General features: G+C 52.1%; 7 protein-coding genes and 1 tRNA gene. All 8 read right to left on the reverse strand.

Annotation, left to right across the window (positions count from 1 at the left end; translation table 11 throughout):
• Positions 1-293: 293 nt before the first annotated feature.
• The gene (locus H6G21_RS02815; RefSeq protein ID WP_190570208.1) at positions 294-3,206 is read right to left on the reverse strand and encodes a caspase family protein; all 2,913 of its coding nucleotides are present in this window, start codon (positions 3,204-3,206) and stop codon (positions 294-296) included.
• A gap of 533 nt (positions 3,207-3,739) precedes the next feature.
• On the reverse strand, positions 3,740-4,588 hold the full coding sequence (locus tag H6G21_RS02820) for a formylglycine-generating enzyme family protein (protein WP_190570210.1): 849 nt from the start codon (positions 4,586-4,588) through the stop codon (positions 3,740-3,742).
• A 33-nt stretch (positions 4,589-4,621) separates the two neighbouring features.
• Entirely contained in the window at positions 4,622-5,929 is a 1,308-nt protein-coding gene (locus H6G21_RS02825) for an SUMF1/EgtB/PvdO family nonheme iron enzyme (RefSeq protein ID WP_190570212.1), read from the reverse strand.
• Between the two features lie 87 nt (positions 5,930-6,016).
• The gene (locus H6G21_RS25570) at positions 6,017-8,803 is read right to left on the reverse strand and encodes a formylglycine-generating enzyme family protein (RefSeq protein ID WP_242041597.1); all 2,787 of its coding nucleotides are present in this window, start codon (positions 8,801-8,803) and stop codon (positions 6,017-6,019) included.
• Positions 8,804-8,809: 6 nt separating this feature from the next.
• Positions 8,810-9,817 carry a MoxR family ATPase gene (locus H6G21_RS02835; protein WP_190570521.1) on the reverse strand — a complete coding sequence of 336 codons (1,008 nt, stop codon included), beginning with the start codon at positions 9,815-9,817 and terminating at the stop codon, positions 8,810-8,812.
• The gene (locus H6G21_RS02840; RefSeq protein ID WP_190570213.1) at positions 9,817-11,607 is read right to left on the reverse strand and encodes a trypsin-like peptidase domain-containing protein; all 1,791 of its coding nucleotides are present in this window, start codon (positions 11,605-11,607) and stop codon (positions 9,817-9,819) included. The genes H6G21_RS02835 and H6G21_RS02840 overlap by 1 nt, the downstream gene beginning before the upstream one ends.
• A gap of 30 nt (positions 11,608-11,637) precedes the next feature.
• Positions 11,638-11,976, reverse strand: coding sequence for a CU044_2847 family protein (locus H6G21_RS02845; protein WP_190570214.1), 339 nt, complete (start codon positions 11,974-11,976; stop codon positions 11,638-11,640).
• 191 nt (positions 11,977-12,167) lie between these two features.
• Positions 12,168-12,238: transfer RNA gene (locus H6G21_RS02850), tRNA-Gly, on the reverse strand.
• Positions 12,239-12,240 lie beyond the last annotated feature (2 nt).

A 12,240-nucleotide genomic window follows, 5' to 3' on the forward strand; every position in this document is an offset into this window, starting at 1 on the left:
TCCCTGGCGGCGGACCGAGCCAAGCGGCAATGGTCAATCCGTTTGTAACCTGACAGGGACAGGTATAGGTACTGCGCTTGGCTTTTCCAGATAGTTGAATTTTACAGCGGGTGCTACTCTTGTTCTGCCCGAACAAGTAAATGGATGCCGATGCACCATTGGAACAGATTAATGATGTGTTAGAGTCGAGTTCGTTAGGTTTTGGTATATTGACCTTTGATCCCTTGTTAAATTGAATCTCTCCCGATTGTGTCCCAATCCTTCCTTTTACCATGACAGCACTCCTCGATGGTTTAGGGTTCTAATGACTTAGGTGAGATTTTGCAGGAATTCAACCGCTCCACAACGGAGTCATACGGGTCATTAAAGATTCGCTCGGTTAGGGTTTGCTTCTGGAGCGGACGACAAGCAGGAGCATCGTAGGCATCATAGGTCGCTTTCGTCTGACTATACCAGCCACAGTAACCTTTGGTTGCCTTTCGCCATAATTCTTCAATGTCCTTTAACAGTTCGCAAGGCATTCGATCGGCTTCCGCTTTCGTATTAATCTGCCCATCATCATTCCAATCTGCCTTAGCTCCCAGTTCCCGATTCAAGAGAAGATAGGTCGTTCTGAGGGCACCGGGAGAATAGCGCTGTTCAAAGTCCCGTAGATCATAAGTTAATTTACGAGTACCGAATTTCTGCTGGCTTAGCTCTTTGGCCAACTGAGGCAAGCGTTGTTCCCGAATCAAGCGCAGCAGAGCCGTTTCAGCATCGGCAGTCGTTTTCTGTAGCAACTTTTGATCAATCTGAGTACCACTCTGAGCGGCTTTGGCTTGCAGTAACTGAGTGAACGTGAGAATCACCCGATAGTTGGTCAGGGCATCATCGACCTTACCGTTAGCAGCCAAGCGATCGGCTTCCTGTTGCAACTCAGCGGCGATCGGCAGGAGTTCCGGACGCACCCGATTCAGAGAAGTATCCCGAATAATTTCCGCAAAGCGACGTTGGCTTTGTTGATACCAGGTCAATCCCCCGGCAGTTAACAGAATCAGCAACCCTGCCGCCAAACTTCCACCCAGCCGGATACGTGACCATTGCCTTACCCGTTGGCTCGATCGCAGTAACTCCTGTGCCAAAACAGATAACGAAACCGTTGTCCCAGTCGTTGCCACAAAACTTTCCGCCTCCTGCAATTTGCGTCCCTGTAACAGATAGGCCACATCCTTCGGCTTACCCCGATCGCGCCAGAGAGCCGCCGCCGCTTCCAGATCCCGCTGTTGTTTCAGTAACAGGCGATTATCCTCAATCCACTGCCGTAACTGGGGCCAATGGCGAATTAACGCTTCATGGGCCACATCCACCACATCCACCCGATCGCCCGCTCCACCCTTGGCCAGTAACTGCGCCGTCACAATCAGTCGTTCACCCGCCAGTTTACCAATCACCCGATCGACCGCGTCGGCTGCATAGGTCGGAGTCAGCAAATCCTGCTTGATCACCTGCCGCCGAGTATCTTCCGTACCCTCCCCCAGTTGCGTCAAGGCCAGGAAAATATGTTTCGCGATCGCCTGTTCCTCCGCCGACAGGGCTGTATAGACCGCATCAGCCCGTTGTTGCAAAGTTCCCTGGACGCCCCCCAACTGATTGTAGCTAGCTAACGTTAACCAATTCACCGATCGTTGTTTCCACAATTCCGTTAGCGTATATTGCAGCAATGGCAAACTTCCCGGTGACTGTTTCACATCCGTCAGAATTTGCGTTACCAATTCCTGCTCCACTTCCAATCCCACCTGACGGGCAGGCTCAATAATGGCCTGTTGTAATTCCTCCGCCACCATGGGACTGACCGTCACCAAATTCGCCTGAATTTTCTGGGCCAAGCCGCTGTAGTCCTGCTCCAGACATTTGCTAAAAAAGTCGGCCCGCATTCCCACCACTAAGCACAGCTTCTGACTAGCCTGGGCCAAAGCCCCCAGCAAACAGGCAAAAAACTGTTGACGTTCCAGGTCATCCTGACACACTGTAAAAACTTCTTCTAACTGATCGATCACCAAAACTAAACGGTGGGGCGTAGCCTGGGCTAACTGGGCTAACCCGATCGCGCCGGTACTGAGCAATTGCTCAATTTTCGCCAGTTGGGTCGCCCGATCGATCGGCGAGGCATCGGGTTGTACCAAGGCCAAGGCCAAACTTTGCAAAGGATGCTCCCCTGGCCGCACCAGGTGAATCGTCCAGTTCTGACTGCCCGAGAGCCGCTGGCCCAATTGCAGTTGATGCACCAAGCCTGCCCGCAGCACCGAAGACTTGCCGCTACCAGAAGCCCCCAGCACCGCCAGAAAGTTACCTTCCCGGAGTTTTTCCAGCAGGGCATCGGTGAGGGCCGTGCGGCCATGGAAATACTGGGGATCATCGTCATTGCAATCAAAATAGGCCAAGCCCCGGTAGGGACAGACCCCAAATCTTGTCTGGGAGGGGGTTCGCTGCGATCGGCCAATCAGCAAAATTTTGCCGCCGGAATTGGCAAACAGCGGTTGCTGGGGAGCCGATCGCAGGGCAGGGGATTGCTGGATAAATTCCGTCAAACTGAAATTGGTGATGACGCCATCGGCACGACTAGCGGGATCCAAGCCCGTCAGCAGCGCCTCCGTCAGCAAGCTGTACTGCCCCGTTGTGGATTCAAAGGCGACCTCGTACTCGCGGGAGGCGGAAATAAAACAGCGATCGCGGCCCCGACCTCGATCGCCCGGATCCACCTCGTCAAAATTGAGCAATTCCCCGCTGTAGCAGCAATCCAACCAGATCACCTGCTGCCGCACCTCACTTTCCTGCAACAGTCGCCGTAACCATTGCAACGACAAGCCCCAGTTACCCGCCGCCGGATTGACATCACTCGTGGCCAGGAAACCCTCCTGAATGCCCCGATCTTTACGTAAGCCATGGCCGGAAAAGAAGAGCAGTGCAGTCTCCGGCACATGTTTACCCGTGGGTTTGAACAAGCGGACGAGGGCCGATTCCAATTGCTCTAGGGTCACCTCTGCATTGTGGGCAATCCGCCGCGCATCGTCCTCAAAGGGATCCAGGAATTCCGGCAATCGCAGGACACGGAACCCTCCCAATTGTTCCAAGCGTTGGGCGATCGCTTCTGCATCAACGGCAGGGGCTTGCAGGGGCTGCAACTGTTGATAGGTGTTAATACCAACAATCAAGGCATCTCGGCTCATGGGGGCCAGTCCTCCGATCGAGGGAGCAAATCACTATGCTTCGTCGATCGCGGGTCTTCGATCCCCCTAAATCCCCCTTAATAAGGGGGACTTTGAAGTTCTAGTTCTTCCCATAAATTCGATCCCTCTAAATCCCCCTTAATAAGGGGGACTTTGAAGTTCTAGTTCTTCCCATAAATTCGATCCCTCTAAATCCCCCTTAATAAGGGGGACTTTGAGGTTCTAGTTCTTCCCATAAAAGGGGAGCCTTTGAATATATTTTTCCGGTTCCCCCTTTATTAAGGGGGGCTAGGGGGGATCAAAGATGCGCGATCGACGATTTTTTCAACTTACTGATCCTGCACTATTCTCTGTCACCAATCGGCCCCTTGCCGTTCAACCACATTATTTTTTCCCATTTGAACCAGGTACGGTCGATCGACTCTGCAAGCCGTCAGCCGATCTCTGGGAGTCCTGAAAAAAATTTCGACGCGCTGCGCGCGAGGGGAAAGGGAAAGAAGAGTAGAGAGTGAAAGGGTTAAGAGAGTAGAGGGCTACAAAAGAGTCCCTGCGTGGGAGATAACCCGAAAACCGATATCGAGGTTGCGGTCGACGGCATCGTACCTAATGCGAGAAGCAGAGCGACAATGCCTGGGAAGGTCGAACCAGGAGCCACCGCGCAGCACTCGTGGAGCATTCTCTGAAGCCTCTGAATTACACCAGGCAGAGCCATTCACTGGAGCACCTTCATAGGTTTCATGCCAGTAATCTAAGCACCATTCCCAAACATTCCCATGCATATCGTACAAACCAAATGCATTCGCAATCTTGAACGAACCAACCGGGGTGGTTTTGTTACGAAATTCGCCTAGTTGACCTTGGCCATACTTACCGGAATAGGTTGTCTCACCCAATTTCCAATCCTGGGCTCGGTAATTGGCAATATCGGAACCGATCGTCTCTCCGAAATGAAAGGGCGTTGTGGTTCCAGCACGACAGGCATATTCCCATTGCGCTTCGCTGGGGAGACTATATTCCCGATCGCTGTATTTGGAAAGTCGCGCACAGAATTCAATCGCGTCGTGCCAGGAGACGCTTTCAACAGGATAGTGATTGCCTTCAAAGTAGGAGGGTTTGGGACTGAGCTTGCGATGGATCTGGGGAAGATGATCGGCTACGGCTTTCCATTGGGCTTGGGTGATGGGATATTTGCCCATAAAGAAGGCGGGAACTGTGACGGTATGTTGGGGACTTTCGCACTCTTGGTGACCTTCCTCGGTGTCTGGGGAACCCATCAGGAAGCTGCCACCGGAAATGTAAACCATATCGATTCCTGGCCCTTGGGGAAGCGCCTGGGTGAAGTATTTGGCAGTGCCGGAGCGACGTTGGAGGACTAGAGCCATACGTAAATTAGTTGCCTAATCAGTCAGTAGGGACTACGAAAGAGTCTGCGCGTGGGAAATCACTCGAAAACCGATATCAGTGATACGGTAGTCAGCCCTGGCCCTAGAACGCGCAGCAGAGCGGCAATATCCCGGAAAATCATCCCAGGAACCACCACGCAACATCCTAGGAGTACTCTCAGAACCACCTACATCTATCCATGGAAAACTATCGGTCGGAGCCCCCTGATAGCTCTCATGCCAGTGATCAAAACACCATTCCCACACATTTCCATGCATATCATATAAGCCAAAAGCATTTGCAACCTTGAATAAACCTACTGTAGTGGTTTGCCGTCGGGATATGCCTTTGTGCCCCCGTCCATAAGCGTACTTCCCATCATAGTTTGCAATTGATGAATCAATCGTCTCTCCAAAATGAAAAGGCGTCGTTGTCCCCGCACGACAAGCATATTCCCATTGGGCTTCGCTAGGGAGGCTGTATTCTCGGTTTGTATAGCGGGAAAGTCGCCCACAGAATTCGATCGCGTCATGCCAAGCAATCTGCTCGACAGGGCGATTGTCGCCTTTGAAGTTGGCAGGGTCAGGGTTTAGCTCACGATCAACAAGTTCCAACCCCGCCACAAACTGCCACTGCGCCTGTGTCACTGGATACCGTCCCATGAAAAAGGAGGGAACTGTTACTGAATGCTGAGGCAACTCACAGGCATAGTAATTCTGGTAGCCCTCTTCATCCAATACACTTATGAACTGTGCCTTTTCCGCCTCGGTTTGCCCCATCATAAAACTGCCCCCAGGAATCTGCACCATTTCCAGGGTCAGGGCATCTCCCAGCTTTTCAATATACCCTTGGGCTGTCTGTCGTTCCCTTATCTGAATCCAGCCTTGCTGCTGGGATTTGCCTGGAAAGGGCGGTTGAGGCTTGCGGAAGGGGGGCTTTGGGGGTGGCTGGAATGGAAGGGGCTGCACCTGAACTACTTCTAAAATCCATTGCTTAGCAGTGGTGCGATCGCAATCCACCAGATTGACTGGAAATACGGCTCCAGCAACAGCACTCACATCACAGGATTCAACCACGATCGGTAAGACCCTGTGTTCTGAACTGGATAAAAAACGTTCCTGCAATTCCAGCCAGTCAGATGATTCTGACTGCAAAAACCTTTGAGAATAAACTATGATCAGATGTTGCCCCGCAGGACGAAGCTCACCTGCCACTCCACCCTGGGGCAATTCCACCGTATAGCCTTCAGCTTCCAGTACCCAGGCAATCCATTCCGCCCAAGGTCGATCGGCCTCCGCAAACCCCAAAGTAAAATCCATCAGTTGTGTAATTGCAGCCATAGGATTCAAAGATTGCACGCGCTTCGCGCGAGGGTAAAGGGAAAACGCAGTAAAGAGCTACAAAAAAGCTACACTTCGGAAAGCAAGCTACGCGCAGGAAATCACTCGAAAACCGAAGTTGATGTAGCGGTCGTCGGCATCGAATCCAAAGCGGGAGGTAGAGCAACAAAGCCTAGGATCGTCGCTCCAGGAGCCGCCACGCAAAATTCGTTGAGCATTCTCGAAAGACTCTGGATCAAGCCAAGCAGAGCCATTACCAGGAGCACCTCTGTAATTCCAATGCCAGTTATCCAAGCACCATTCCCACACATTTCCATGCAGATCAAACAAACCAAATTCATTGGCATAGGAAAACTGTCCCACCGCAGTTGTCCCTGAATTTGCACGACCATAGTTCGCTAGTTCATTCGCAATCTCATCTCCACAGTGATATCGCGTCCGTGTTCCTGCTCGACAGGCATATTCCCACTCCGCCTCCGTCGGTAACCGATATTCTCTCCCCGTATATCGCGACAACCGCGCACAAAATTCCATAGCATCATGCCAGGAAACCTGTTCTACAGGTCGATTATCACCTTTGAATCTGGCAGGGTCGGGATTTAGCTTACGATCTACGGATTCCATCTTTGCTACAAAGCGCCACTGCGCCTGCGTTACCGGGTATTTCCCCATCAAAAAGGGCGCAACCTTAACTGGATGAACCGGCTGTTCATCATATTCATGGCTTCCCATCAGAAACTGCCCCTCAGGAATCGCCACCATTTCCATCTCGACAGTCATACCGCTGCCTTTACTCAGACGATTGACTTGAATAGTTTCAACATATTCCCAAGCAGCCGCTGGACGAGTCGTAATATGCTTTTGTCGATCTACAGTCGCCACTTTAAACGTAAAGCGCCGCCAATTCAACTCCGCCAACGGATCTGGAACGTCCTCCAGTTCCGCCGCCTCACCCTGTTGGAACGTCAACAACTCAAATTCAAACGTCTGAATCTCCGGTTCAGTCGTGCTGGATTCCTCAACATATTCCGCGATTTCAAACTCAAAATCGAGCAACCCCGCTAGAAAGCCAGCCTCAGCATCAATCTCCGTCGCCGTGCTCACCACCTGAAGCACATTCGCCGCCTGCTCCGCCCAATCCACATAATCCTTCCCCAACCGAGACAACACCTCCGGCATCACCCGCAACAACGGCAACAACTCTGCCTGCCGCACCGCCCCATCAAACTCCCGCCTCACCAGCAACGCCTGGAACCCCTTCACCGCCAGCCCCGCCCGACTCGCAAAATACTCCGACAACCGATCCAAAACCAACAACGACTCCGAAACCCGCACCATTTTCGCAAGCTCCGATCGTACCCCCGGCACAAACTCATACTCCAGTGGCTCACTCCCCGGAACCGCCCGAATCAACCCACTCATAAACACTTCCGCCGCATGCACCTGCCACGACTCCCGCAGCATCGTCTCCTGAATCAAATACACCACCGACAAACTCACCGGAGCCGCCGCCATCAACTGCACCAACCGCTTCGCCAACGGAGACGCCATCAAGAAAAAACGCCGCACCAACAACGCCGCCCGCTCAGCCTCATTCTCCTCTTCATCCCCACTCCCAGCCAACGGCCCCTCCTGGCCCCGCACCACCCCATCAAACACAACCCCCATCGCAGCCTGATTCCCCACCCCCGCCAACATCCTGGCCCAGCGCTTCATCAAATACGGTTCCAACGCCATCACCGGCAACTTCACCACATTCCGCCCCAGCCCATCGTCCCCCGCCCGATCGCACCATTCCGTCCCCACAACCTCCAAATCCCCACCCGGCTGCGGCCTCCGCACCTGCACCCCCATCCCCACCTTCAGCGCCGTCCTGGGCCATAAATTCTCCGGCAATAGCTGAACCAGCGCGATCGGTTGTTGTTTCCCCCACGCTTGCAACAGCGGCAAAATCTCCCCCCCATACCAAACCGGCGAAACACAATCACTCACCAGCAAAATCAAGCGTCGCCCCGTCCGATCTACTAGCGACTTCGGTCGATTGCACTGCGTCGCCTGCCCACCCCACGCCTGCAACCCCCAGCGCCGCTGTATCCCCTCATCCAGAGCACCATCCTCCGCCCCAGACAACGCCTCCCCCCCAGACAGCGCCTTCAACTGCCACGTCCGCACATTGCGAAACGCCCCTTCCCGCTCCAGCAACCGCCGAAACTCATCAATCAAATCCCGCCACAAAAACGTCGATTTCGACTCCTCAACCACCACATCCACTTCCAACCACCGCTCCAGCGCAGGCACCATCACCGGCCCATAAAACACCTGATTCGCCACCCGACTTTCAATCATCCGACAAGCCGTCGCCTCCTCATCGATCGCCTGTTGATGCATCGACGCGATCAGACGTTTCAACACCCGCAAAGCGCGCGACAACTCCAACGCATTCCGCAACGCAGGAGCCGACGGAACAATAATGGGAATCGAATCGCGACCACTCCCCACGGTCTGCTTGCGTTCAGGGGGCGCAGGGGGCGGTGACGGAGAGGGTCGTGATGTATCCTCGTCCTCACTCTCCTCGATCGATGGCTCATTCTCCGCATTCCCAGACGGCAAAACGGCCTCCGCGATCGGCGAGGATGGCATTACCTCCTGCGTAGAGTTTGACGGTAAAGGCTCTGGTTCCGGAGGATCATCATTCAACGGCTTTTCCGCCTCTGCCATTTCCTGAAACGCTTCAGAAACTACAACTTCCGCCTTTGCAATCTGATCAACCAGCCAAAGACTTTCCGCCGCCGCCAACGCATCCCCATCCCAAACCGTCCCCAACAAAACCTGGGTCAACTGCTGGACTAGGGATGGCGACTCAGAAAGACTCATCGTTTCCTACTCATTCAACGCACTCAGCAACAACTGAATCAATGTTTCCTTCGTCTCTCCCTCCGGTGCCCGTTCCGCCGTCGTCAGATAAACCGCATTCAGCAACTGATCGGTCGCTAATTCCTTCTGCTCCCGATCGCGTTTCCTCACAAACTCCTGGATCAGCGCTGACACCTTGTCTGCATCGATCTGATCCCCCAAATGCCGCTGCACAATTTCATGCAATTCCCTTTCGCCATGCGTCTGCATCGTCAGCCGCAAACACCGCCGCAAAAACGGAGCCGGAAAATCACGCTCCCCATTACTGGTCATAATCACTAACGGAAACGCCGTACAACGAACAATACCATTGGGGACTTCGTAGGTGCGATCGTGCTCAAACGTTGGCTCCGTTGCATCACTATAGGCCGTTGTCACCCTAACGTGCTGCATCGACTCTCCATCAATTTCCTTATCCTTAATTCTGGCCAACTCAGGAATCTCAAACCGCCCTTCTTCAAAGATATTGAGCAAGTCATTGGGCAAGTCAATATCACTTTTATCAATCTCATCAATCAACAACACTCGCGGTCGATCGCAGGGCATCAACGCCGTTCCCAAAGGGCCTAGCTGGATATAATCACCAATATTTTTCAAACTGCCCCCCTGCTCCTGGGCACGCCCGATCGCATCATAGCGATACAACCCATCCTTCAGCATCGATCGGGTCGTAATCGGCCACTCCAGCACCTCCCCCAACCCCAACTCATAAGCCACCCGATAGGCCAACGAGGTTTTCCCTGTTCCCGGCTTACCCGTAATCAACAGCGGACGGCGAAGATATAAAGCTGCATTCACCGCATCAATTTCCGGTTTTCTCGCCTTAAAGGTCATCCCACGCCGCTTCCGAGGCGAAATTTGAGGCTCCTCCCGATCGGGCTGATGAAACTGACGCCAACTGGGTGGCGGCGGTAACTGTTCAATTCGCTGCGGATCAGGTTCCCCGCTTCCCGTAAAAATGTGCCAGTTACTCATCATCCCAAGCTCCGATTACTTAAATTTGCACTGTCATCCTCGATCGGGGGTAGCAGATGGGGGTTTTCCCAAAGAATGCCAATATGACGACCGATCGAGCAGTTGGCACCACTCTTTAAAGCAGCACTCCGAGCTTGTTGAATCGCCAATGGCAAGGTCTTCACAGGGGTTCGCAAAATCGCCTCTAATTCCTGACGACAGTCTACCTCAGGGATGCTCTCCCGCAGCCATACCGCGATCGGATGGCCCGTCCGCAGCAGCAACGCAAAAACACTCCCCTTCCCAACACGATCGGGACAGTCAGACAGTCGAAACCCCAAAGGCATCGCCGCCTTGGGCTGACAGATATTTAACGAGGCAAAGAGCGCCTTCACATCCAGACAGCCCTCTACTAAAACCTCAGAAGCTTGGTAATTGGCTTGCAAATCTTTATTTTGCCAATACTGTAGCCAGTCATCCCGTTTAGCATAGCCCATCGTTCGCTCAAGACTTCGCAGCACAACTCGATATTCTGCTTCCAAGGGCAGCGAAATACCAAATTCATCTTCAACTTCCCAGCGATCGATCGGCTCATCCAACAAATCCAACGGAACACAAAATTCAATCAGCGTATGACTCAAATCAACCGAGCTTTCCTGCATCCATCGACAAAACACATCGGCAATTTGATGTCGCTTAATGGCCTCCTCCGTTTGCCGCCATAGATCAAACCCTTCACAGTTCCTAACATCATAGAACTTGAAATCAGGAATTCGCCAAGCACTGACTTGATACCTATCCGCCACTGGTTGAATCAGCACCAGCAAGTGAGCTTCAATCTCCCCCTGTTCCCGAGATCGCCTTTGTTCAGACTGCTGTGCAACATCCTTGACAGCTTGTTGATAAATTCCATCAAAATTTTCTAAATATTGATTACACCAATTCTGAAATTGTTTTCTTAACGCATCATCAGAAAATTCTGAAAACGCTAAGAGATACGCAGAAAACTTTGATAATACAATCTCAGAATCAACAGTATCTCCAAGTTCTAGCAGCAGCTGATCAAAAGACCAGTCCCCTTCCGATCGTATCCAGTTTTCAGGCATTGCATAGTAATAAGCTTGCTCAATGATTTTTTTAGTAGCAGTTTGGGTTACATCCAACCCACAATGTAATATCACAATCCAAAACACATACTGCAACACTGAAGCAGAGATCATCTGTGCAAAGTCTTGATCAGGTGCCGTAAGCACTAGCATCCCCACAGCAGCTTGTTGCTCCCTATCCCACACAGGCGCACCACTAAAACCAGGCTGTAGTAATACACCCGCTTGGGCTTGATCATGAAGCTGCCATAACTCCCGTGCAGTTTTGCCTACAACAACAACCTCCGGAGAGATCGCAGAATCGTTATATCCCTCCGGAAACCCCTTCAGCATCAATCGCGAGCTTGCACAATGCAGCTCTACGGGAATTGGACGAGCTTGGACAGGAATATTCGAGATCGGCTCCAGAACTGCAATATCTTGAAAGGCTGTATAGCAATCGATGGGTGCCCATCCCAGCACTCGGGTTTGCACGGAAGAACAGGAAACGATCGGTGACCGTGGCGCTAATGGGAAGTCCACGCTGATTTCTTGGCAAACTTCTGGTTTCTTACGCTCTGTTCGATCGCGCCTCAACGCATCATTCACCACATGGGCACAGGTGACAATGTAGCCCGGTGCAACCAAAAAACCGGCCCCAACGATCGCCCCATCGTCTCCATAAATCCTAACAAACGCCTGATCCAGCAACGCCTGATCGTCCATCAATCCCTATCCACTCGTACACTGAAGACCTCAGTCTTGCTTCCACTTCAAGGTCACTTCAAAGTTCACTTCTCCACCAACAGAGGCAAAAATCACATCCGTCCCCGCCGTCAGCTTCAGCCCAAATTTGACCTCGACTTCATTGGCATCCTTCGTCAGCCCGGAACGCAAGCGATCGACCACCTGCTTAGTCACGGGTTGCACCACGCGCAGCGCTTCATCTAAGGTTTTGCTAGCTTCCACAGCCAAATCTTTGGCAGACCGTCCAGATAAAGAAGGCCCAGTACCAGTTCCCGATGAAACATCCTCCACTTCAAAAAAATAAGGTGTTCCATCATCTAGGTGAAATTTAAGTAACCGCTTTGTCATAGAAAATCTGCAATAACTATTACTTAGAATCTTGGCGCGATCGCTTGATTATCCTTTTGCCAATGATTCTAACTGCCAAAATTACGGATAGATACACCTAATCCAGATATTTTCCTGAACCCATTCATCAAAACTTGTCAGCCACCACACAAGTAACTGCATGTGAATAATAGCTAAAAGATTCTCTTAAAAGCGGGCACCGGGAATCGAACCCGGATCAATAGCTTGGAAGGCTATGGTTTTACCACTAAACTATGCCCGCAG

This window comes from Alkalinema sp. FACHB-956 (assembly GCF_014697025.1).
Lineage (GTDB): Bacteria > Cyanobacteriota > Cyanobacteriia > Leptolyngbyales > Leptolyngbyaceae > Alkalinema.

Excerpts from the sequence above, each read along its gene's own strand:
- H6G21_RS02815 (WP_190570208.1), bottom strand. The coding sequence starts at position 3,206 with ATGAGCCGAGATGCCTTGATTGTTGGTATTAACACCTATCAACAGTTG.
- H6G21_RS02820 (WP_190570210.1), bottom strand. The coding sequence starts at position 4,588 with ATGGCTCTAGTCCTCCAACGTCGCTCCGGCACTGCCAAATACTTCACC.
- H6G21_RS02825 (WP_190570212.1), bottom strand. The coding sequence starts at position 5,929 with ATGGCTGCAATTACACAACTGATGGATTTTACTTTGGGGTTTGCGGAG.
- H6G21_RS25570 (WP_242041597.1), bottom strand. The coding sequence starts at position 8,803 with ATGAGTCTTTCTGAGTCGCCATCCCTAGTCCAGCAGTTGACCCAGGTT.
- H6G21_RS02835 (WP_190570521.1), bottom strand. The coding sequence starts at position 9,817 with ATGAGTAACTGGCACATTTTTACGGGAAGCGGGGAACCTGATCCGCAG.
- H6G21_RS02840 (WP_190570213.1), bottom strand. The coding sequence starts at position 11,607 with ATGGACGATCAGGCGTTGCTGGATCAGGCGTTTGTTAGGATTTATGGA.
- H6G21_RS02845 (WP_190570214.1), bottom strand. The coding sequence starts at position 11,976 with ATGACAAAGCGGTTACTTAAATTTCACCTAGATGATGGAACACCTTAT.